This is a genomic window from Methanosarcina thermophila TM-1, from assembly GCF_000969885.1.
Classification (GTDB): Archaea; Halobacteriota; Methanosarcinia; order Methanosarcinales; family Methanosarcinaceae; genus Methanosarcina; species Methanosarcina thermophila.
Genome location: NZ_CP009501.1, coordinates 2814296 through 2838777 on the forward strand (window position 1 = coordinate 2814296; position 24482 = coordinate 2838777).

A 24482-nucleotide genomic window follows, 5' to 3' on the forward strand; every position below is an offset into this window, starting at 1 on the left:
ATCTACTCATTTGCCTTTGTATATCTTAAGGGCATCTTCAACGCTTGAGTCTTCAACAGTTATTGCATATATAGCATTACACATGCGGATAGCCTCTTCCAGAGGTTTCTGGTGGATATTTCTCCCTGTTGCATTTCCTTGCGCGCCGGAAATATGGATCTGGTCATAGAGTTTCCTCAGGAAGGTTTCGACTTCATCGCTTGAACCGCCTGCACAAACCACTTTGGTGCGCCCTGCGGCTTTAATGGCTTCCTTAAAGATCTCAGCAGATTCTGCTCCTTCCTTCTTGGGATAATTGACCTTTACAAAGTCTGTGCCAAGGCAGGCTCCGACTCCAGTTGCTCCTGCAATAAGGTGTGGGTCTTTTTCGTCTTTTACAGCAGCTCCACGCGGGTAAATCCAGAGCACTGATACCATGCCGTGCTGGTGGGCGTTGTAAACTACCTGAGCAGCCTGCACAAGCATTTCGGCTTCAAACTCGCTGCCAAGATAAATTGTATATCCTACGCCAAGAATTTTGAACCCGCTGTTTTCCTTAAACTCAACGACCTGTTCAACATCATACCAGAGATTGCTGAAGGGATCTGCCTGCGCGGTCTTAACAAGGTTTGTTTTGGAGTTTATTTTTACAAGGTATGGCACGTCCCTGTAATCCATGCCGTAGCGAGCAATAAGCCCTAGCTGCGTTGCGAAAACTCCAATTTTTGACCTGGAGGCTATCCTGAAAAGGTGTTCGGGATCAGCGTCATCTTCAGGAATACCTTCACCGTAAAAATCATCATTGAGATGTTCTACCTTCTGGTCTCCTGCAAAAAGCATTAACCTGCCGGTTCCCCTTGTGATCTCCATATAGTTGTCGATGTATGTCTCACGCATTGCTTTCGGAACATCTAAAGGTACAATTACTTCCTCTCTACTAATTGAAACCATGTGTAAACCTCAATTTTGTTGATAGCAATTAGCTGGATGGTAGTATTATTGTTAAACTGTATTTATCTATAATCCTTCTTAGTACCTTATCCCCTTTTCTACATTTATAATTTCTCTATTAAGTATTGGTATTTTTGCTCAGGAATTGTATATGTTAACATTTTCCTGAAATCTCTGACTCCCCTATATGAATATAAAAACTATTCAATTAAAAACAGGTATGTTCTGGAGATTTAAAAATTTAATCAATAAGCAGATTCAGGTAAAATTAAATCTGAACTAAATTGAGTAAATAGAATTCAAAGTGCATTATATAATATAATCTAAAGTAAATTGGGGTAAAATAAAATCTGAAGTATATTTAACAGTTAGAGCAAGCTTTGAAAAGGATCGGACAATTGTACAAGCACTAATGCGGTTTAGAAAAAACAAATGCTAAATCTTTTTTAATAAACAGAAAGCAAAAATAGCAAGAAAGTGATACAAATTTTGTATATTTTAAAAAAGTATGGAATTTACGCCGCTTGCAGGGCTCGAACCTACGACATTCTGGTTAACAGCCAGACACTCTACCAACTGAGTTAAAGCGGCTCTCTGATAGGAGATTTATGTTTTAACCCTTGAATCCCTTTATAAAAGATTTATTTGATATAAAGTTTATGGGCCTAACCGGATTTGAACCGGTGACCGCTCGGTTATGAGCCGAGCGCTCTAACCTGACTGAGCTACAGGCCCCCTACTGTTGTGTTATTAGTAACAATCTAGCACGGCTTTAATAATAAATTTTTTGCATATGTACCTTCTATTCTGGATGAATAGTAAAAAATGCAAAAAATTTTACGCCGCTTGTAGGACTCGAACCTACGACATTCTGGTTAACAGCCAGACACTCTACCAACTGAGTTAAAGCGGCTCACATTATCGGATGTGCCCGTTTTGCCCACCCAATGGCGAACATTCCTAAAGCGATAATATTATTTATATATTTCGCTTAAAACAGTTTTCAAAACAGCATCCAGGCTGAAGAATCAGATAGCTTGAGGAGCTGCTAATCTGGAGTATGAACCCTGTAAGCATCTGTTTCTTCCAGTTTGCTTATTTTTCAGTTTGCTTATTTTTTACTCTTCAATCCTCTTCCGTTCGTTAAATATATACCTTATTTAATTGCCATTCAACTTGTTTTATTACTAATATTCTTTTTAACTCTTATTGAACTAATACAATTAAGTTGATATTATTTGATACGACCTAAAACTTATATCCTTTCAGGAATAATATATTTGACTAGCTTGTTGTAATATTATGCAGCGAGAACGGGCAGGTCTGATTTTTAAGCAAGACGTTCATTAGCTTAAAATGCCTTTATCTGAGGTCCTGTCCGAGGAATCAATGTGTTGTCAGTTAAAGGTTAAAAACGGCTTTTTAATTTAACTAAAGATTTAAGGTCAGTTACTTTCCCAGACTGATGATATCCTTTCAGGCCTTTTATGTACTGTCAGGGTATCTTTTCGGCTTATTGGTTTTGACCATTAAATCTTATAGTTTAAAAATGGAAATCCAAGGGGGTTTATTTACGAAACGGCTAAAAATATGTCCAAAATGCCATGCTAAACTGAAAGTGAGCTCAGATGGAGAGACCCAGTACTGTAGTATTTGTAAGTACTGGACAAGAGTGGGTACTGCAAGACTGGATTCTATCATGATTTATGGATGAGGATTTTGCAATGGGGAATACAAGTATTTCTATGTTTTGCAGTGTATGCCAGACAAAGTTGAAGCGTCAGGTTCTTGGTTCTAACATTTTTTACTACTGCCGAAACTGCGGGTGTGTGAGTTCGGAAGCATATTTGACAGGGGGGGTAGAAGTCTTCCAATCTCAGAATTCAACATCTGTAAACAGGGCAGCTTCGCCTTTAAGCTTTATGAAGACGTCCGAATCAATGTAATTAAGACCGGAAGTGAAAAAAAGGAGTTTAATGTTAGAAAAGTTGAGAAAAATTAGCTTTTAAAGAATGTTAATGGCTCACAATTCAGTTTTAATTTTTAATAATTTTACTTCTTATTCTATTTTTGCTTATTATTTTTTCTCTATTTGTTATGCGAGAGTAACCGCCTATTTTTCGTTAATTTAAACTTTATAGCCGATATGATGCTTTCAAGCTGAAAAAGAGATTAAAAGAATTCCTTGAAATTGCTTATTCCCTTGAAATTGCCTATTCCCTTGAAATTGCCCATTCGAATAAAAAGTAAAAATAAATGGCTTGTTAAACAAGCATATTCTTTTGTATAATCTATTAAAACCAGTCATAGAAGGCGTAAGGAAGCTGTTTTTCATTGCCCTGCTTTGAGCAGTTTGCATAAGCTTTCTATTTCTGCCCTGAAATCATCTTGGGTGATTCCGTAAAGACCTGCAAGGTACATGGCGCCACCAGCACCTGCACCTTCCTTGATTGTACCTGTTTCATACTTATGTAGCCCTTTGAGCTCGGATTTTCCAAACCCGGGATCTGCAACATAGACCACGGGTACGCCAAGCGCTCTAGTAAGTTCGGTAAAGCTCGCGGATTTATCTTCCACAACATAGCGGGTAGTGGCAATTGCCAGCTTTTCCGTATTTAAACCAAGGTGCTTGATCAGGGCGTACACTGCTGCCATCTGGGTTCCCCCTGCAAGCACTACACTGATATCAGTGCCCTGGAAGCCTGCAACAAGACCTACAACAGCAGGCATCATTGGGTCTCCCATACAGGCAATAGCTTTCATGGGATCATCCTTCAGGCAGCCAAAGGTCAAGCCTGAGGCTTTCATGCCTTCTTCAACAACCCGTTTTTTCAGTTCAAGAGGATTCTTATCGGCACTGCTGCTGACACTTCCGTTATATCCAAGAGCCATTAAAACTCCCATAGCCGTTGTTGTGCCGCCAGGAATACTTTCCCCGATAACCACGTGGTCTACCTGGTTTCTGAGCCTTTTGGCGAGGAGCTTTGCCCTCTCGTAGATTCCCTGTACATCCTTGACTGCAATTGGTTCCCTTATATCTTCCCCAGGTTGAGCCTTCAGGTCAATATACGGTACATCCGGAGTTACAATAAGGCCGGAGTTAATGAAATGATAGGGAGCATCCGTGAGCTTCAGCGCTGAGCGAGTCATAATAGCAGGAGTAGGAGTATCGTAAGGGGGAGTCATGGGGAGAACGGGTACACTGATAATATTTCCCGTTTCTATAAGTTCCGCATCTCCTGCAGGTGTATAGTCTGTAAGTTCAGCCGTTTTTCCTGCAGCTGAGAGCTTCGGGATATGTGCGGTTTTGGTGTTGGAAAGCACGCATAAAAACATTGGTCTTCTTGGTTTTCTGGTTACTTCCGGTTCGATCCAGGCCATATAGTATCTCCTTAATAAAGTGCAAATTAGTCCCGAAACCGTTGAGCTGCAACCCTTTTACGAAAAGGATTGACCGAAACCGTTGCACCGGTTTATCACGCCTCCACGTCGGTTTTTGATCAAACTTTTTTCTAAAAAGTTTGCGCTCAAGCAGTTTTTTCAAAAGGCTTGTAGTCAAACTTTTTCGTAAAAAGTTTATGTTTATTACGTCAGGTAGGGGTTCGGGATAAGGTTCTCAAATACAAAATTTTGCTGTCTTCACTCAAGCCTTTTTTGAGAAGGCTTGCGGACAAATTCTTTTTTGAAAAAGTTTATGAGATAAATAAAGCAATTCTTCTTGAATTCTAATGAAAATTCTCCAACCTACTATTTAATATTTATCCACTAACAAATATAATTTAATACTGCTCAAGTTAAATTTACTTTATTTCTCTTTCTTTTCGAACCCAGACACTTAGCCAGGGAAAATTTTACATTAAAGATCGGTTGAGTAAACTCCTGAATTTAACTCGGTACTGATGGTCTCGGGTTAATTCAGGCTGTAAGATATGTAAAGTAAAAAAGAAATATGAGAGCAGGGGCGGGTCAGTAGTCGGCTCTCTTGGTTATGCTGAACAGTTTTTAGCTTTAGTATGTCCTTGCTATATACACGCGAGTTTCGGTTTCTCCACCGCAGACAGGACACTTTTCTTTTCGTCTGTTTTTCTGTTCAAGAGGGATTCCCAGGATACCTGCACCTATCCTGTCTTCCATAACAAGCCCGCATTCTTTATTTCCGCACCAGGGGATTGTTGCAACACCTTCCTGGATTTTCTCCTTTACTTCTTCCAGTTCCATACATTCAAATATGCGGCTTTCAAGCTCGGTTTTTGCCTTTTGATAGAGGTTTTCGTGGATAGCTTCGAATCTTGAGCGCACACTGGTCTCGATTTCAGGGAGTGGGATCTGCTCTTTTTCTCCAGTGTCTCTCCTGACAGCCACAGCAACATTATTTTGCAGGTCACGGGGTCCGATTTCAAGCCTGAGGGGTACGCCCTTCATTTCCCACTTGTAGTACTTTGCTCCGGGACGGAGGTCACTTGCATCGAGTTCAACTCTGATGCCAGTTTTCTTCAGGCGTTCCTGCATATCCCTGCAAGCAGCCAGCACTTCTTCCGCTTCCTTCTTGAAGATAATCGGGATAATTACAACCTGCACAGGTGCGATTTCCGGGGGCAAAACCAGCCCTTTATCGTCTCCATGAATGGATATTGTAGCTGCAATCGATCTCTCTGAAATCCCGTAACAGGTCTGGTGGGCATAAAGCTGCTCTCCATTAGGTGCCTCATACTTAATATCGAAAGTCCTTGCAAAATTGTCGCCCAGATGGTGAACTGTACCTATCTGAAGAGTTTTTCCGTCAGGCATTATGGTGTCAATAGCATCGGTATAATCCGCACCCGGGAATTTATCCCAGTCAGGTCTTCTTGACCGGAGCACAGGGACTCCAAGCCTGCGGTATATTTCGGTATAGAGCTTGATAGCTTCTTTAACCTGAGCTTCAGCATCTTCCCAGGTAGCGTGTACAGTATGGGCTTCTTTAAAGGAAGTAATCTCTCTGAGCCTTATGAGGGGGCGAGTATGCTTTGTTTCGTAACGGAAAGTGTTGACTATCTGGTAGAGCTTGAGAGGGAAATCTGCATGGGACCTGATCCACATCTTATACATCGGGTAAATGGCAGTTTCACTTGTTGGGCGAAGGGCAAGAGGGATATCTAGCGGATCTCTTCCTCCGTGAGTTACCCAATATACCTCATCCTCAAAGCCTTTGATATGTTCAGCTTCTTTCATGAACTCATTTTCAGGAATAAGTAGCGGAAAAAGAGCTTCCTGATGCCCGCTGTTGTCAAGGATTTCCCTTATAATATTGTAAGTATTCCTGCGAATTGCAAAGCCGAAGGGATACCAGACATAGAGCCCTTTTACAGGATAGCGGACATCCATTATTTCGGCCATCCACAGGAGTTCGTTATACCATTCGCTAAATTCCTCTTTTGGAGGGAGTGCTGCTTCTTTTTCGCTTTCTGCCATACCTTCACCGTGTTATCGAAATTTGAATAAACCTTAAATCCTTAGGCTTACAAAAATAAATTTTGAATGCGTCAAATAACTGTCAACTTCATTTGAAATTCTAAATTAGTTAGATAAATCCTTATTGGTTAAATACATCCTTAATTGGGTTAAATACATCCTTAATTAGGTTAAATACATCCTTAATTAGGTTAAATACATCTTTAAGTTGATTGAATAAACTTTTGAATGATTAAATAATTTCTTAAGCCAGCTAAATTACTTCTAAGTTTCCAAGCTTTAAGAAATGTAAGTTCCTGCTTTATGTCCTAGATGCCAATTGTAATCTTTTTGATTAAACACACAGTTCATCGGACTAATTTAAAGATTTGCCCTCAGATTTGCCCTCAGATTGGTACGATTTTGGTATAAAAGTTAATAACTTGGAAGCATCCGGAATCATCAGGCTGCGAAAAATCAGAAAAAAGGAATTAGTCTCCTCCGAGGGGCTGAACATTATCTGAAACATCATTTGTGAGTTCGGATTTATCAACATCGAAAACGATCATGCCGGTGTTTAGCTTCTCGGCTTCTTCTTTGGAGAGCTTGACTGATTTAGCTTTCTTTGAGATAATTGCGCTATTTCCAAGGGGATCTTCGATTATGACTGTGATTTTTCTTTTGCCTTGGATCACTTCTTCGAGCATACACAGGAGTTCCTGGCTGCGCGAGGTTTTCTCTTCGTCTCCTTGTACCCATCTGCTAGCGGTAATAAGGACATTCCTTACCCGGTGCAGTACACCTTCTATGTTCGTTACGTAAGACTCTGAAACCGATCCGGGTTCGATAATAACCCCCATTTCCGGGATGCGGATTGTTCCTGAGGTTGAACGGATGACCCTTGCATCCAGGTCTTCCCAGTTTTCGACTGGCATCTCATAGCGCATGGGTTCCTTACTTGAGAGAATCATGGTATCTGCAAAACGGAAACTGCATTGGCATCTTGCACTGACATACATGATCTCCCCGAAATAGGGAATATTATCTCTCTGCCAGTTCATCACAAGATCTCTCTGGCACAGAGGACAGCAGATACTTGTTTTAAACCCTTCCTGTTTTAAAAAATCTATATTCAATATTTTCCACCAGTTATTTTGGATCTGTCGATTTTAATACCTGTTGGGGTCACTATCACGGTGTTTCCTTTGACACCGGCGATATCCCCGTGAACATCGATAACAACATCTTTCAATTCTTTTAGCACTCTATCTCTTAACAGGTCATCGCCCCTGATATTCGAAATGTCTACCATCAGGATATTTCCGTTATAAATTTCCTGCTTTAGCTGGGACACCTGGTTAAGACTTGAGACTTCTGCGATCTTTACATAGGTTTCTGCAGGCTCATCCTCGAGAACTTCTTCATACTTGCTGAGATCAATTTCAGTATAATCCTCGGGGTTTGTTGGACTTTTATTAACATTGCTGCCAAGGAGCTTGTCTATGAGTTTTGCCATTTTGTGCACACCTTTCGTATTTTTTAAAATTCGAATAGCACTGTCCTATATTGAGATCTATATTAATTAATTTTGCTATTATAAAGCTGATCCTGATTTTCTTTCTGTCTCTGAAAGTTTTCGCTCCCTGCCCACGAGTTTCGTTTAATAAAAATATGTTTGTTTTATGAGGCTATTAGAATTCCATTTTCCAAAGTTTATCTCCTACATGGGTTATTGATTTTATGGCTTTACCTGAAGTTGCTTCGACCATTTCCTGCCCTCCCATAAGGGCTTTTCCTATTGCAAGAGCTTTTTTGTGAGTCTCTTCTACTACAATTACCAGGTCTCCTTCTTTTATCTCGGGGTCGGCAGCTACGATTCCCGGAGCCATTATATCCGCACCATTTGAAACGAAACGGACAGCTCCTTTATCCACGGTTACCACACGTTTTTGAAGTCCCATTTCAAGAGCTCCGCGAACAGTAGGGAAAGGATGTCCTTCAATCTCGAGAAGCAAAGGCTTGCCATCCACAAGGATAATAGAGTATTCTTCAAGTGTAATTTTTTCCAGGGTTTTGTTTTCCAGTCCTGATATCTCCTCGCCAAAAGTGGATGCAAGGTCTTTCAACATTTTGTTTTTGACATTCTTCCTCAGCTGAACTCTTGACTTTACTTTCAATTAATCACCGGATTTCAAATGTTATGTGTTATTTATAGCATAGGGTTTTTGTGCTTTTTAAAGCTTGTGTGGAATGCTGTGGGTTTCTTAGACAATTCTCTTTTCTCTGTTTTTCGCAATTTTAATCAGAGGGTATTTTACTCAAGTTCTACAAAGAGCGTTGCAAGCAATACAAAGGCACTTCCGAGAAACACAGTCTCATAACCAAAAGGCTCCAGGAAAAAACTTCCGAAAATAGGGCCCAGCCCGAGCCCGGCATAAATTCCGGTATTGAAAATTCCCATCGCAAAGCCGCTTGAACTGATTCTGGAAACTGCCATAATCAACCCTACGACTGCAGTTCCTCCTCCTGTACCCATCAGGAAGAAAGCAAGTAATGGAAGCTTTACTGACAGAAAGATACCTGCTGATGCTAGGACTATTCCTGCCTTCACTATGTTTTTTGAATTAACGGCTATCCTGCCTGCAATCAGGGAACTCAACATTGCAGCCAGATAAGAAGCTGAGATTGCCAGCCCAAGTTCGGGTTTTGTCAGGAAGCCAGCGCTGTAATCAGCATAATTTGCAGTTATCAAGCCTGTAGCTCCATAAAGAAGTATTGTAATTCCCAGGATTTTCCCTAAATCGGTTTTAAGCAGGCTTTCTATAGTTTTTTCCAGGCAGCTTCTTATCTCGTGGAGTAATGGGAGATCCTGCTGATTTCTTGTAGGATTTCTATTTTCAGGCAGTGTAAACTTCTTCCCTATTCTATTCGGAACAAGTTGTTCTCCAGCTTCTGATATGAGGAGGATACAGAAAAGGAATGCGAGGAAGGTGAAGCTAATTATTGCAGTTTTAATTCCAAAACCGGCAAGCAATCCTGAGAATAAGACGCCTGCAGCCAGCCCGGCGTTTAGTAAGAAATTAAATTCTCCAAGGCTTTGCTGGCTGTCTTCCCATTCTGCAATTATAGAGAAAGCTGCAGGGAAAAAAGCCCCACATCCTACTCCCTCTAAGAATCTTGAGATCCCAAGAATCCACAGGTTGTCTGAGAATGCGATAAAGGATCCCGTAAAAGCAGTCAGCAGCATTCCGAATCTTAACATCTTCAGGTTTCCTATGCGATCTGCCAGGATTCCAAGAGGTACAAGGGTAAGCAGAGCTCCCATAAAATATCCTGAAAATATAAGGGTTGATATTGCAGAACTTCCGCTATTTCCGGCAAGTTCCGGTAGAACAGGGATTACTGCATTTGAAAGACCCTGGAGTGCGAAAACTGAAGAATAGAGTGTTGGTTTTCTGAAGTTCATAGGCATTTTGATTTCCTGCTGAGAGTATCTCATTCCCTGAGTATAAGGGTGCCTGCCAGGATACATCCATTTGCGATAAATAGTTTCTCAAAACTCATAACATCTGTAAAAAGCCCTGCAATAATCGGGGCAAGAGAGAGCCCTGCATAAATAGTTGTGTTAAAAAGCCCCATTGCAAGACCCCTGTCAGCATTCATTCTGGCGACAGCCAGTGCAAAACCTACAGTTGCGACCCCAGCTCCTCCTCCAAGGCTTGAGAATCCAAACAGAGGATATTTTATTGCAAAAAGAACCCCAAGCGCGGAAAATCCCATCCCGATTCGAATTAAGGTTTTTTCATTTACTTTAAAATGCCCTCCAATCAGGGAGGCAACCATTGTACAGACATAAAGGCTGGAAATTGAGATCCCAAGCTGGGCTTTTGTTATAGTGCCGAAGCTATAATCTGGATAGTAAGCTACAAGCACTCCAATGGCTCCGTTAAGCAGGAAGGAACTGAGCCAGAGACCTGAGTTCCCACGATTCAGGAGCTCCTTAATTTCCCTATAAGGCTTTCTGAAAAGGTCAGAATTTTCTGGAACCTTAAATATATCCTCTTTCCCTTTGCTCTCAGGGTCAACCAGCCCTCTGTATTTGGAAATCAGATAAATGGTCAAAAGGAAAGCGATGATTGTAAAGATAACAATTGCTCCTTTAAGGTATGTATCTGCCAGCATCCCTGAGAGAAAGGCTCCTGCTGCCAGGCCGCCATTAAAAAGGAAAACAAACTCCCCTATATAGCGCCCCGGATTCCTGAGTTTTGATAACATTGTAAAGGCGGCAGGTAAAAAGGCTCCACAGGCAAAACCTTCTATCAATCTTGCAATCAAAAGGATCCATAGGTTTTCGGAGAGCAGAATAATCAATCCTGAGATAGCCGTCAAAATGATGCCCAGTCCTATGAACTTTAAATTTCCGAACTTGTCCGCGAGAATCCCAGATGGAAGCATTGTTCCTAGGGCTCCGAGGAAATAAGCTGAAAAGAGCATGCTTGAGGCAAGTCCTCCAGAGTAGAGATTACTCAGATCCGCAAGCTCCGGAAGGATGGGGATAACAGCATTAGAGAGCCCCATTATCGTAAAAGCCGCTCCATAAATTAAAAAAAGCCTGTGAAAGTTCATAGCACTAAAAACCCTTAATTAAGTATATAGTTTCTTGTCACGGCAGTTCTCTAAAATCTGTCTCCTGATGCTAAAAATAGCTCTGGTAAACCTTTAAAGGCTTTATTCAACTATTGACAGGATTTCTAGCTTTTACATATTTTGGTCTATACTAAGAAAATTGGGCTTAATTCTCAATCACTGCTTGCTACTGAAATAACACCGCTTGCTACTGAAATATGACTCTTTTATTATAATAATCCGGATCGAATGCATAGCTATTTATATAATTAGTTTGAATAGGGATATTTGTGAGTAATGTGAGCGGGAATCTTTTTTTCACATACCATACCCCCCACTCCCCATATGACCCCCCACTCCCCAACCCGCTCACACTACTTCTACTTATAGTTTAATAAATAGCATTAGAAATCCTTTTCTTATTTTTTTCAGGCTTTATTAGAAATCCTTTTCTATTTTTTTCAGGCTTTCAGCTCACTACTCTTTCTAATTTTAGTACTCTTTCTCAAATTTCAGTGCTAATTCTTTAGCCTTCGAGCTCTCTTTTTTAGCCTCAGGTAATGAAGAAATAACATCTTAAAGACTTATTCTTACAGTATTAAGAGAAGCTCAATGCCTGCACGAGATTCTCAAACTTTTTTCACTTAAAAGAGACATTTGCTATCAGAAGCTTCCCGGGTGATACAATATTCTCAATCTGTATTTTTTTATGTAGAAAGCCTTACAACATCCGGTATTGTAAGGCTTTCTTCCGTATTATTCTTGATGATCAACAGCCGGTTCCTTCAATATTTCTCTGCTGGAACTCTCGCTCCGTAGAGGAATTCTCATTCCATAGAATGAGCGCCAGACAAAGATTAGCGCAACCACAAGGAACGCGCCGCCTACATAGAGAGCCATATTTCGGAATAACTCCGAGATAGCAATCTCCATTGCCAGCAGGCCAAACAGCGTAGTAAACTTGATAATCGGGTTCAGGGCTACTGACGAGGTATCTTTAAATGGATCACCTACAGTATCACCGACTACGGTTGCCGCATGCAAATCTGTGCCTTTTTCCTCAAGGTCTACTTCCACGACTTTTTTAGCATTATCCCAGCATCCACCAGCATTTGCCATGAATACGGCCTGGAACAGTCCGAACACAGCAATAGAGATCAGATATGAGACAAACAATGATACAGAGTCGTTCCCGGCTATGGGAGCAGAGAGGCAGGAAAACGCCAGAGTAAAGGAGAATATGGCAATGAATATATTGAACATACCCTGTTGTGCATACTGGGTGCAGATTTTTACCACTTCTTTTGATTTTTCCGTAGCTGCTTTCTGGCTGGCATTCTCATCAAGCTGTATATTACTCTTGATATATTCAACTGCCCTGTAAGCTCCGGTTGTAACGGCCTGGGATGATGCTCCGGTAAACCAGTAAATTACAGCACCGCCTGCTATTAATCCGAAGATGGTATAGGGATTGAGCAGGGTCAGGATTTCTTCAGGCTGTACTCCGAGCACGTCCCTAATAACGAGAATTAAAGAAAAGATCATGGTTGTGGCGCCAACTACGGCTGTGCCTATTAAGACCGGTTTGGCTGTGGCTTTAAACGTGTTTCCTGCTCCGTCGTTAGCTTCCAGATAGTGTTTTGCCCTATCGAAATCCGGCTTGAACCCGAATTCTCTCTGAATCTCCTCCTTTATTTTTGGAATGGTCTCTATGAGCGACAGTTCGTAAATGGATTGGGCGTTATCCGTTACCGGTCCGTAACTGTCAACTGCTATGTTAACGGGACCCATGCCCAGCATTCCGAAAGCCACCAGACCGAATGCAAATATTGAGGGATAGATCATTATCTCACTTAAGCCGTGCCCACTGGCATAATAGGCAACAAACATGAGTGCGAAGAATACCATGCCGATCCAGAATGAACTGAAATTACCTGCGACCAGTCCGGAGAGGATATTGAGAGATGGTCCACCTTCACGGGAAGCTTTGACGACCTCAGCTACGTGCCGGGAATTCGGGCTTGTGAATATCTTTGTAAACTCGGGAATTAAAGCTGCTCCCAGAGTCCCGCAGCTTATTATTATTGAAAGCACTAGCCAGAGATTCTGCAATTCGGCAGGTGTCTCGGCAGAACCCGGACCCAGCAAATAATAGCTTATGGCAAAGGTTACTGCAATGGAGAGAATGGAAGTGATCCATACCAGGCTTGTAAGGGGCTGTTCAAAATCAAAATCGTCTTTGTTGCCGAACCGTGCCTGGCTGAGAGCTCGATTGATGTAGAAAGAACATATGGATGTAAGTATCATAAGTATGCGCATGACAAAAATCCAGGTAAGCAGGATGCCTGTCAGATCGGGTTGTACAGCCAGGACAATGAAGGTAACAAGGGCTACACCGGTTACGCCATAGGTTTCAAATCCATCTGCGGTCGGACCTATGCTGTCACCTGCATTATCTCCTGTACAGTCGGCAATCACACCGGGATTGCGCGGGTCATCTTCTTTTATTCCAAAGACTATTTTCATCAGGTCGGAACCGATATCTGCGATCTTGGTGAATATTCCACCGGCAATACGTAAGGCGCTGGCTCCAAGGGATTCTCCTACTGCAAAACCTATAAAACTTGCTCCAGCCAGCTCCCTGGGAACAAACAGCAGTATAATCAGCATCATTATCAGTTCAACGCAGACAAGAAGCACGCCTATGCTCATTCCTGCATCAAGAGCAATGTTTAAGATCTTGAGGGGTTTCCCTTCCAGGGAAGCAAAAGCAGTTCTGCTGTTAGCGAGGGTATTCATACGGATTCCGTACCAGGCGACACTGTATGACCCAAGTATCCCGATTATGGTCCAGGCTAGGATGAGCAATACCCCGCTTGGAGGCATTCTCTGAAGGAAACCAAAATAAAAGGCTATGGACAAGCCGATGAAAATAAATAATATGCACAGTAGCTTACCCTGCTGAATAAGATAGGTTTTACAGGTTTCATAAATTGTATTAGCCACGTCCAGCATAGACTGGTGGGCTCTTATTCTTTTCACCTTTGTAAACTGATAAAACCCGAACAGCATACCTAATATACAGACTACGATACCCCAGAGCAGTAAATTATTCTGTCCCTGGCTCAAATTCGGAATTTTAAGATTCGCTTCACTGGCAGCTGCTATTGCTGGTGTTAGCGACAGTATGGTCAGGCTAAATAAGCCTTCAAGCGTCGCCTTGACCACCCTATCTTTCATTACAATCACCATTTTGCCGATCACTTCTCTAATACTATTTTTTAGAAGATATTTAGAATAATGACTAAAAAGCTTCTTTACAACGAAAACGTAAGCAATTATTTTTATAAGTTTATACAGTTTCGGGGATTCAAAATATTTTGAGCTAGATTTGAATAAATTAACTTTAAATTGTTAAAGCCCCATTTCAGCAAAAGCGTAAACATTCGTTTTATTAAGATTTTTTTACCCTTTTATCCGATACATAATCTCCATTTATTTTACGACAAACCCTCCTTTTTTATTATATATGTTTCCTGGCAAGAAACATAAACTAAGTACAAATTCATAGATCATTACTCAGGCAATATAATAAGCTGGAATTGTAATGATAAAAGGTTGTTAAGAAATTAACTCTGGAAATCTGATCTTTAATGTGGTTATTCTACTTTTTTTTCAGTTAAATCCCTCTAATTATAAAGATATCGGTAAAAATTCGATAGAAAAAGGAAATTCCAGTTGTAAAACGTGTTTTTTTAGCTATTTATATATAAATCAATAAGGTAATAAGTTTCCGGGTTCCTGGAAAGTGTTGTAGAAAAACGAAGTTTTTTATTCTGATTCTATAACAATAACTCTCTAAAGAGCATATTGGTAGAAAAAAGACTAAAGAAACGTTATTTATAAATTAGCTGCGTATTACTGTGAAAGTAGATTTATATATGATAACTATAACTACGTGTGTGCTCACATCGAAAAATGAGAGCCATTCAGAACTTGAAATGGGCGGTTTCTGTAGACTTCGATTAAAATATTAGTATGAATTTATAAAGACTAATCAACTATTATAAAAAAGTACTTCGAGTATCTGACATCAAAAATAATTTTTGTGATGTTTTCCGGAGGAAGGTTAAATTTATGGATGTGTTAATCTACCTTGCACCTATATGTGCCGTTATTGGTTTGATTTTTGCAGGAATATCCTATAAAAATGTCAAAAAAGAAGGCGAAGGTAACGATGTCATCAAAAAAATTGCTGCGGCAATTCATCATGGCGCCATGGTTTATCTTAACAGGCAATACCGTGCAATTGCTGTATTCGTCGTTTTATTTTCAATTCTAATTGCGTTAGTTCTTCCAAATGGGATTCTCACTGCAATATGCTTTGTCTTCGGCGCAGTGTTTTCTGCAGTAGCCGGGTATGTAGGGATGCTTACAGCTACTTTAGCTAACGGCAGAACAACAAATGCTGCTACAAGGGGCATTGGACCAGCATTCAAAGTTTCGTTTGCATCAGGCACAGTTATGGGAATGAGCGTTGTAGGTCTTGGTCTGCTCGGAATATCTACTTTATTTATAGTTTTTGCAACTTATTATGCAGATCTCGATTATACCACCATTATGAATATCGTTGCAGGCTTTTCACTCGGAGCTTCGTCCATTGCTCTATTTGCGCGCGTAGGCGGCGGAATATTTACCAAGGCTGCCGATGTCGGGGCTGACCTTGTAGGTAAGGTGGAAGCCGGAATTCCTGAAGACGATCCGAGAAATCCTGCTGTAATCGCAGACAATGTGGGCGACAACGTAGGAGACATTGCGGGCATGGGAGCTGATCTTTATGAGTCCTATGTCGGTTCGATCATAGCAACAATGCTCCTTGCAGCTTCAACCGCAGCAGCAACTTTTCCCGGCGTTCCAATTGAGAATGTAATCCTCGTTCCACTGCTGATTTCGGCTGCTGGAATTCTTGCATCAGTTGCAGGCACTTTTTTTGTACGCACTAGCAAGACCGAAGCGTCTGCAATTCATATGGCATTTAATATAGGACTGATTGCAGCAATCGTGCTTACCGTTATTGCCTCATATTTCGTGACATCTCAGCTTCTCGGAGATTACGGGCTAAAAGTCTTCTTTGCAAATGTTGCAGGGCTTGTTTCCGGGTTCCTTATCGGGCAGATTACTGAGTACTATACCTCGTATGAAAGAAAGCCTACCCGTGCCGTTGCAGATTCCTGCCTAACTGGTGCAGCTACAAATATTATAACAGGTTTTGCAAAAGGGATGGAATCGACCGTCTGGCCGGTTGTTATCATCAGCGCTACAATCTATGTTGCGTACATGCTTTCCGGCCTCTACGGTATAGCTGCTGCAGCCGTTGGAATGCTTGCCACTCTCGGGATTTCGCTGTCAGTTGATGCATACGGTCCTGTGGCTGATAACGCTGGCGGGATTGCTGAGATGTCTCACCAGAAAAAAGAGGTACGTGAGATTACCGATACACTTGATGCAGTAGGAAATACGACTGCAGCTATCGGCAAAGGCTTTGCTATAGGTTCAGCAGCTCTTACGGCACTTGCCCTCTTCTCATCGTACGGCATTGCAGTAAATCTCTCTGCTATCGATGTTATGAACCCTAACGTATTCATCGGGCTTACCATCGGTGCAATGCTGCCTTTCCTCTTCTCATCAATGACCATTCTGGCTGTAGGAAATGCGGCAGGAGAAGTCGTGATGGAAGTGAGGAGACAGTTTAGGGAGATTAAAGGCCTTATGGAAGGCAAAGCTGATCCTGACTACGGTAAATGTATTACAATCTCAACACACTCTGCCCTGAAAGAGATGATCGGGCCCGGCGTACTCGCAGTTATTTCACCCCTTGCTGTTGGACTTATACTCGGGCCTGGCGCACTTGGAGGATTGCTCGCAGGCTCTGTAGTCTCAGGCTTTATGCTTGCGATTACAATGTCTAACGCAGGCGGTGCGTGGGATAACGCAAAGAAATTTATTGAAACCGGACATTTCGGCGGAAAAGGTTCGGATGCTCATAAGGCAGGTGTAACAGGCGATACTGTTGGGGATCCTTTTAAGGATACAGCAGGTCCGTCAATCAATATTCTCATAAAACTCATGAGTATTGTGGCGGTTGTGTTTGCACCTCTGTTTATCGTCTGACACCCACTTTTCCTTTTTTTTCTATTTTTGATCTTTTTCTTTTTGATTTTCTCTTTCTTACTGGTTAAGTTAGTTCTTCAAAGTTAGCAGTGTTTAATCTATCAGATAAGTATTTAATCTACCTTATATTCAGCAGGAATACGCTTTCCTATTTGAAGGAAATTAATTAAAAACTTTTCGTTTTTAAGAAACCAGTAGCGAATGCTCAGGTCCGGTTAATTGAGAAAAACAGGAATAGTGAAATTAATAGAAATAAAAAAGCTAAAGCTTGAACAGGTCAGGAGGGTTCAGTTAACTCCCCTTACCTGCAGTAGCTGGAACTCAATTTCATCCGGGACTGTGGCGAGGAAAATAAAAGTATTGTATCCGAGTCTCTGAACTTCTTTAATCGCACTTGCCTGAGCTTCGGTTAACTCCCTCGAGTCGCTTACGATACAGAAAGATTTCCTGTTTCCTGTGTTGACAAGGAAATTAAAGGCAGTTCCATATGTATTCAGGAAGGTAACCAGATTTTTGAGTTCTTCCCAGGAATTGCACATGTGAATATTCTTGGAGCCCATGTTTTCCACATACCAGTCCCTGCTCACGTAAGAGTAGGAAGCATACTGCTCGTTCAGCTCATCGTAAGCTTTGAGGATTTTGTTAATATCTTTCCTCAGGTTTACCCATTTCCAGTTTTGCGTTGTGAAATATCGGGCTGCCACTATCTCAAAGATTGCCTGCTTATCATCATTCTCGAGTCTCATTTTTTCACGTCCCTATTTTTCCTACATTTCTTAGCTCAGAACACATCATCCTGTGCATAACTTCTATTAAACTGCAGGGCAAGTTCGGCTTTTTCCAGTTCCCTTCCAATATATGCGGCATGATCCAGGCGGGAGACCAGTTCAAGTTCAAGCAGGGTGTCCATAACTTCCCTGGCGCTTTTTCCCACTATTGAAGCTTTCTCGTGTTCGGCTACAATTAATCCGCCTCTTCCGCTTATGCTATCTGGTACTATACGGATGCGTATAGGGCCTGCAGGGTCTATACGCCAGCCTTTTGAAAGCCTAGCCCGGATCGCATTTTCAGGAAGCGGAAAATCAGGCCGTCGGCGTTTCTCTTTAATGCAGAGGAGGTCAATTCCCAGGTCTTTTGGAGAACTTTCCCTTATGCTGGAAAGCATCATCATCTCCGATGCCCTTTTCAATTCCCTTATAGAGCCCTGTGCTTTATCGCTGAACTCCGGGGTGAAAAGAATGCTTGCTCCGACTTCTGCTCCTATACCACAGAGCGTGGCATTGACTCCTATTGTATCCACATCCATAAGTTCAGTGACATTGCCGACTCCAAGAAACACGGGAATCTCAGGATACATCCGGTGAAATTTATAATAGCGTACAATTGATTCGGTTATGTTATGACCTACAGGATCAAGAACAGGATCGGCTATAATTTTCTCGATTCCAAGCCTGCGGGCAGTTTCCACATTCTTGATGAGGCTCTCAAGGCTCCTATCTTCATCCAGGATTATAACAGCTGCAATCCCTGCCCTGGCAACGATGGGTCCGGCTGTCTCAAGATTCGTACTGTTGAGGCTAAGGACAAGGTCTGCTCCTGCTTCTACTCCTTCTTTTATCAGTTCAGGGTCAAGGGTATCTATGCTTATTGGAGCTTCTGTAAAGGATTTTGCAATGGACACAGCTCTTTTAGCCTGCATTGGAGAGGTATTAAGTGTAGCCCCAAGATCGATTATGTCTGCTCCCCGGGCGATAAAAGCTTCGATTTTTGCCTGAAGCTCCGGAGCATCCATCTCCATAGCTCCTACAATCTCTCCCATCACCTTCATGCGAGCCTTCCCCCCGATTTTTACACCTCTAAGTGTAAGGGGCGAGAGGGCTTCTTCTTCGTTTTTCTTTATTAACTCAAGAGCCATCTCCTTTCGGACATCAGCAAGGAGTTCACAGGCAGGGACTTTTTCGGAAAACTCGATTTCTCCGACAAACTGGAGTACAAATCCAAGGTCATAGGCATGCTTTGGCCCAAGCCTGATTTTACACCCCAGTTCCTCAGAAGCTTTTGAAAAATCTCCTGCTACAAGCCCTGGAAGCAAGATAAGGTCATAATCTTTAGAAAGGCCAGCTTCCTGAAAGGCTTTAATCAGTTTTTTAGGGGTGATAAAGGCGGCAATATCAATATCAGCGACCAGAACGTCAGCTTTTTCGCCGACTGCTTTTCTGACGGTATTTTCCGCAAGCCGCCCAGTTGCAATCAAAACTTTCATGCTTTTAGATAGAAGCGCTAATAAAAAAGAGTATCTGTTTGAAACGCGTGGGTTAAAAATTATCAGGGAATGAAAAGCCCGAACTTTTCAGTTTTGAGAACCCGGGCTTTTATTTGAGCCTGACTTAATTTATAAAATCAATGATGGACTCATCATGCTTTTTTCTAAGAACTCCTGTGCCGTTCCTTAACCGGTCTCCAGGCGTCAGTTTTCCGAACCTTCTTTCTTGCATGATGTCGGCTTCGCTTCTAGTTTCAAGGATTCCGGCTCCCGCCTGAGGACCCAGGATCTGGGCTGACTGAACCCCTGTCATGATAGCCATTACCCTTACCTTACCTTCATAGTCCTCCCTGACCCTTGCGCCCCAGATGACATTGGCGCTTGGGGAGAGTTCGTAGGTAAGCATGGATGCGATTTCCTCAGCTTCCTTTAGGCTCAGGTCAGGTCCGCCAGTTACATGGACAAGGCTTCCGGTTGCGCCCTTGTAGTCAACATCAAGCAGGGGGTGGTTTAAAGCAGTCCGCACTACCTCAGTGCTTTTATCTTGGCTTTTTGACTCTCCTACAAGCATAACTGCAACGCCGCCACAGCTCATTATAGTTCTGATATCGGCGTAGTCAAGGTTTATCAGGGAGGGTACTGTGATTGTCTCTGTAATTCCCTTTACGGTCTCGGCAATCAGCTGATCCATTACGGAAAAAGCCTGGTCTATAGGAAGGTTTGGTACGTAATTGAGTAGCCTGTTATTGTCCAGAACAATTACGGTGTCAGCTGCCCTGCGGAGTTCCTCAAGACCTTCTTCGGCTTTGTAAATCCGGGCTCTCTCAACTCTGAAAGGACTGGATACCATTCCTACAACGATTGCTCCCTGTTCCTTTGCAACTTCGGCAACTACAGGGGCGACTCCTGTCCCGGTACCTCCGCCTAAACCTGCGGTGATGAATACAAGGTCAACGTCCTTTAAAACTTCTTCAAGGGTGCCCCTCGCAAGCTCCGCAGCTTTTTTTCCTGTCTCAGGGTAACCGCCTGCTCCCAGTCCTCGTGTAAGGGTTTTCCCAACGAGGATTTTCTTGTCAGCTCTTACATTATCAAGGTGCTGCTTATCGGTATTGATACAGACTGTTTCTGCGCCTTCTATTCCTATGTTATAGAGACGGTTTACTGTGTTATTCCCGGCACCTCCACATCCTACAATCATGATTCTTGGTTGCCCGAATTCTTCGAAGTCATCATCAGAAGATACATTCTTCCGATATTCCTTCTCTTTTTCGCTGAATTTCATTGCTTCCTGTACTATAGATTGCAATTCTATCCCCTCGACTGGATTTGTATCCAATGGTTACATTTGACTTCCCACCCTTTACACCAGGGGTCACATACCTTTCAATGCTCTGAGTGGAGTTATGAGATAACCTTTAAAACCTACTAAAGATTTTTTATACGTTATCTTTAATAAGTTGACACTCTAGTGAATTTAAATATTTCGGACATATTTAAACATCAATCTTAAATTGTTTATCAAGTTTAAATATATCACCCATAAATCTCATATATTCACTCTTTTACTTCTTTATAATTTAATTTTTAAAGATGAAGGGTGGGGGACCGCCAAAATGTTTATATATATCAACTTAATTTTTTATCGAAAGTTTTATTTCCTGCAGCAAAGCTCTCCTGATTATCCAAGTCAGGGCAATTTTTTAGCTCTTATCTTTATTCTTTTGATGCCACATTTTACTTCAGGCACTAAGACTGCAATCCTGTGATTTGTTTTTGATAAAACTTTCGATCTGGATTCTTACAATTTAATGAAACTGTTTATATTTATTACTTTTAAGTAGAATTCTCCTCTTAAAAACTGTTTCGGTATTATCCCGAGATTTCGGGGCTCTTGCTCGATTTTTGGATTAATGTTCTTTTAAATTAATATGAATGTCTCTACATTATAATTTGAATGCAATAAATAGCAGTGTGACTTTCTAATTTCATTTGTCTGAATTCATTCAAATTAATTTACCCAGTACGTTTGCCTTGAAGTCAAATATGTAACAAATATCACGCTAAAATTCTGAAAATGTATTATTTATAAAAATTACGCTAAATTAATGAGAGTTACAACGAGTCTATATAATCAGAACTAAAAAAACAGAACTAAAAAACAGAACTAAGAAAACAGAACTAAGAAAACAGAACTAAGCTATAATTCTACCCGGGTTTCCGAGAAAGCTTTAAGGCTTCAAAGCTATTTTTACCTTAATTGCCGGGATTTGAGTTACATTCCCGTGAATTCCAGTTAACTTAGTCTCCACGAATTTAGTTATCTTGAATTATGAACTTGAATTCAAAGTTATTCAGTTTTTAATCTGGAGTCAGAACAATGTTAAAAGCATTGATTTTCGATATGGATGGCGTTCTTGTGGATTCTATGCCCTTCCATGCCGCAGCCTGGAAAAAGGCTTTCTTTGAAATGGGTATGGAAATTCAGGATAGCGATATTTTTGCAATCGAAGGTTCAAATCCCAGAAACGGTCTTCCTCTGCTTATCCGAAAAGCCAGGAAAGAACCCGAAGCATTTGATTTCGAGGCTATTACCTCAATTTACAGGCAGGAATTCAAACGAGTCTTTGAGCCAAAAGCTTTCGAGGGAATGAAAGAATGCCTTGAAGTGCTTAAAAAGCGCTTCCTGCTTTCTGTAGTATCTGGCTCTGATCATGTTATTGTCCATAGTATAATTAACAGGCTTTTCCCCGGGATATTTGATATTGTAGTTACGGGAGACGACATTATAAACTCAAAACCCCATCCCGATCCCTTTCTTAAGGCTGTCGAGCTTCTGAATGTACGGCGGGAGGAATGTGTGGTAATAGAAAACGCCATCCTGGGTGTAGAAGCTGCGAAAAATGCTAGAATTTACTGCATAGGAGTTCCCACATATGTGGAGCCTTCACACCTTGATAAGGCAGACTTAGTAGTAGAAGATCATAGACAGTTAATGCAACATCTTCTAAGTCTTGAGCCTGCTAATGGGTTCAGGCAATAAAAATATTTATTTTTTCTTCAAAAAAAGAGCTGTGACCTCAGGGGTCACAGCAACGTTACTGCAAGGAGTTACAGCAACCTTACAGTTTCAAGATTTGTAAGAGCTCGGGTCTCAATTTTCAGTTTCTTGTAAATTGAGCTTGCCAGGTCAACACAGGCTTTCTCATCTCCATGCTCGGTAAAGACCCTTTCCGGACGGGGCTGCATCTTCTTGATATATTCCATAAGCTGTCTCCTATCGGAGTGACCTGAGAAACCGTCGACTACATGAACTTCCATGTTCAGCTTAATGATCTCAGTGCTGCCGTTTTTCCCTGCCATAGGGATTTCTTTCCAGCCTTTCTGGATCCTGCGTCCTATTGTCCCATCCGCCTGATACCCTACGAACACCAGAGAGTTGCGTGAGTCTTCGGCAAAGGCTTTGAAATAGTCCATAACTGGTCCTCCGTTCATCATACCTGATGTCGCGAGAATAACACAGGGGTGCGGATTCTCAATTATCTTCTGGCGCGCTTCGTGAGAGTCAACAGGCCTGAAGCACTCAGCCAGGAATGGATTCTGACCTTTCTGGAAGATTAGTTTCCTCAGGTCATTGTTCAAGTACTCGGGATGTGTAGCATGAATTGCGGTTGCTTCCCATATCATTCCGTCCAGATAGACCGGAATATCGGGAATCAGCCCTTTCCTTATAGACTCCTCAAGCACTATCATGACTTCCTGGCTTCGACCGACTGCAAAAGCCGGAATGAGGCAAATTCCTCCTCTTTCCACGGTATTTTTAACTACCATCTGGAGGTGTCTTTCAGCGTCTTTAAGTGAGGGCTGGAAAGCATTTGCGTTCCCATAAGTAGCTTCACTGACGACAGTTTCAACTCTTGGGAACTTATTGACAGCAGGATCAAAAAGCCGTGTTTTCTCATATTTGTAGTCTCCAGTAAAGACCACGTTATGGAGCCCGTCGCCTATATGGAAATGAGAAATTGCCGATCCCAGAATGTGACCTGCATTATGGAAAGTCAGTTTGATATCTGGAGCGATATCTGTTACTTCCTCATAATCCAGGGGAATTGTGTGTTTGAGGGTCTTTGCTACCATGCCTGATTCGTAGGGAATCTTCTTCCCTTCTTTTGCTGCCACATCAATGTAGTCGAGCTGGAGCAGAACCATCAGATCCCTTGTAGGCGGTGTACAGTACACAGGTCCATCATATCCGTACTTGAAAAGCAAGGGAACAAGCCCCTGATGATCCAGGTGAGCATGTGTAACTACCACCGCATCGATCTGATTTAAGGGAAAAACTTCAGGAACATACAGGTAAGGAGTCATGTTTTCGTCCGAACCTACATTGACACCACAATCGATCAAGACTCTGGACTCAGGAGTCGATAACAGGAAACAGCTCCTCCCTACTTCTTTGCACCCCCCAAGCGATGTAATCCTTATCCACTGGTCTTTTGAAGTACATTCTTTATGGATTTTTCTCCCCACTGCTCTTAGAATTTCTTTTCTTTCCTTCAGGTTGTTCCTCATAAACTCCCTTATATTTTTAACGGTACGGGATTTGATAGGGGGAGTCCGCGCAACCTTCGGAATCCAGCCGATTTGCTTTGTGATCTCACGGAGAGTGGCTCCATGTTTACCTATCACAAGGCCCGGCTTCTCAGCTTCAATGATTACTTCTCCAGAGTCAGGATCAAAATAGTAGCTTGTGATTACGGATTCTTTTGGGACAACTTCTTCGATTATAGAAATAGAGTCCTCAGGAGTAGCAAGTACCCTGGGATCGGGACGCATGGCAATCCGTGTCCTGAGCTCTTTTGCCAGGTTACGAATTATGTTCCCATCGTCTGCGAATTTGCGGGGCTCCTCAGTATATAATACAAGCTGAGGTCCCTCAAATTCCACGTCGGTAATTGTAACTCCTTCAGGTAGATTTTTCTCAATTTTCTGTTTGAGTTCTAATAACACGTCTTCAATAGGCATCAAGAATCTTCCTTTTTGTCAAAAAATGAAAAAATATGTA

The 24482-nt window shown here is 41.9% G+C and carries 15 protein-coding genes and 3 tRNA genes; 2 read left to right on the top strand and 16 right to left on the bottom strand.

Features of this window, described 5'->3' with window-relative positions; genetic code table 11:
- Window positions 1-6 precede the first annotated feature (6 nt).
- The 12 genes from MSTHT_RS12300 to MSTHT_RS12355 form a co-directional block, all read right to left on the bottom strand.
- Complete coding sequence (locus MSTHT_RS12300) at window positions 7-930, bottom strand: beta/alpha barrel domain-containing protein (protein WP_048168036.1); 924 nt, start codon at window positions 928-930, stop codon at window positions 7-9.
- Between the two features lie 518 nt (window positions 931-1448).
- Window positions 1449-1521 (bottom strand) — tRNA-Asn (locus MSTHT_RS12305).
- A gap of 69 nt (window positions 1522-1590) precedes the next feature.
- Window positions 1591-1665: transfer RNA gene (locus MSTHT_RS12310), tRNA-Ile, on the bottom strand.
- Window positions 1666-1770: 105 nt separating this feature from the next.
- Window positions 1771-1843, bottom strand: a tRNA-Asn gene (locus tag MSTHT_RS12315).
- Window positions 1844-3261: 1418 nt separating this feature from the next.
- Window positions 3262-4311: a nicotinate mononucleotide-dependent phosphoribosyltransferase CobT gene (gene cobT / locus MSTHT_RS12320; protein ID WP_048168037.1), complete on the bottom strand. Its 1050-nt coding sequence runs from the start codon at window positions 4309-4311 to the stop codon at window positions 3262-3264.
- Window positions 4312-4938: 627 nt separating this feature from the next.
- Window positions 4939-6381, bottom strand: coding sequence for a proline--tRNA ligase (proS, locus tag MSTHT_RS12325; RefSeq protein WP_048168038.1), 1443 nt, complete (start codon window positions 6379-6381; stop codon window positions 4939-4941).
- Window positions 6382-6851: 470 nt separating this feature from the next.
- Entirely contained in the window at window positions 6852-7496 is a 645-nt protein-coding gene (locus MSTHT_RS12330; RefSeq protein WP_048168039.1) for a ZPR1 zinc finger domain-containing protein, read from the bottom strand.
- Window positions 7493-7876: a cell division protein SepF gene (locus MSTHT_RS12335; protein WP_048168040.1), complete on the bottom strand. Its 384-nt coding sequence runs from the start codon at window positions 7874-7876 to the stop codon at window positions 7493-7495. Before MSTHT_RS12335 ends, MSTHT_RS12330 begins: the two co-directional genes overlap by 4 nt.
- 175 nt (window positions 7877-8051) lie before the next feature.
- Complete coding sequence (locus MSTHT_RS12340) at window positions 8052-8537, bottom strand: RNA-binding protein (protein WP_048168041.1); 486 nt, start codon at window positions 8535-8537, stop codon at window positions 8052-8054.
- A gap of 137 nt (window positions 8538-8674) precedes the next feature.
- The gene (locus MSTHT_RS12345) at window positions 8675-9832 is read right to left on the bottom strand and encodes an MFS transporter (RefSeq protein ID WP_231588095.1); all 1158 of its coding nucleotides are present in this window, start codon (window positions 9830-9832) and stop codon (window positions 8675-8677) included.
- A 23-nt stretch (window positions 9833-9855) separates the two neighbouring features.
- Window positions 9856-10986 (bottom strand): MFS transporter, encoded by a 1131-nt coding sequence (locus MSTHT_RS12350; RefSeq protein WP_048168042.1) that lies wholly within the window; start codon window positions 10984-10986, stop codon window positions 9856-9858.
- 756 nt (window positions 10987-11742) lie between these two features.
- A complete protein-coding gene (locus tag MSTHT_RS12355; RefSeq protein ID WP_048168043.1) occupies window positions 11743-14238 on the bottom strand; it encodes a sodium-translocating pyrophosphatase in 2496 nt (831 codons plus the stop codon).
- A gap of 885 nt (window positions 14239-15123) precedes the next feature.
- Between MSTHT_RS12355 and MSTHT_RS12360 the strand changes: the two genes are divergently transcribed.
- Complete coding sequence (locus MSTHT_RS12360) at window positions 15124-17157, top strand: sodium-translocating pyrophosphatase (RefSeq protein ID WP_048168044.1); 2034 nt, start codon at window positions 15124-15126, stop codon at window positions 17155-17157.
- 287 nt (window positions 17158-17444) lie between these two features.
- Here MSTHT_RS12360 and MSTHT_RS12365 read toward each other — a convergent pair whose 3' ends face one another.
- From MSTHT_RS12365 to ftsZ, 3 genes are all read right to left on the bottom strand, one after another.
- Window positions 17445-17903 carry a hypothetical protein gene (locus tag MSTHT_RS12365; RefSeq protein WP_048168045.1) on the bottom strand — a complete coding sequence of 153 codons (459 nt, stop codon included), beginning with the start codon at window positions 17901-17903 and terminating at the stop codon, window positions 17445-17447.
- A 35-nt stretch (window positions 17904-17938) separates the two neighbouring features.
- Entirely contained in the window at window positions 17939-19420 is a 1482-nt protein-coding gene (locus MSTHT_RS12370) for a dihydropteroate synthase-like protein (protein WP_048168046.1), read from the bottom strand.
- A 124-nt stretch (window positions 19421-19544) separates the two neighbouring features.
- A complete protein-coding gene (ftsZ, locus tag MSTHT_RS12375) occupies window positions 19545-20726 on the bottom strand; it encodes a cell division protein FtsZ (protein ID WP_048168583.1) in 1182 nt (393 codons plus the stop codon).
- Window positions 20727-21797: 1071 nt separating this feature from the next.
- On the opposite strand from ftsZ, the gene MSTHT_RS12380 reads away from it, so the two are divergent.
- Window positions 21798-22460 (top strand): HAD family hydrolase, encoded by a 663-nt coding sequence (locus MSTHT_RS12380; RefSeq protein ID WP_048168047.1) that lies wholly within the window; start codon window positions 21798-21800, stop codon window positions 22458-22460.
- Between the two features lie 68 nt (window positions 22461-22528).
- On the opposite strand, the gene MSTHT_RS12385 is transcribed toward MSTHT_RS12380, so the two are convergent.
- On the bottom strand, window positions 22529-24442 hold the full coding sequence (locus MSTHT_RS12385) for a beta-CASP ribonuclease aCPSF1 (RefSeq protein ID WP_048168048.1): 1914 nt from the start codon (window positions 24440-24442) through the stop codon (window positions 22529-22531).
- Window positions 24443-24482 lie beyond the last annotated feature (40 nt).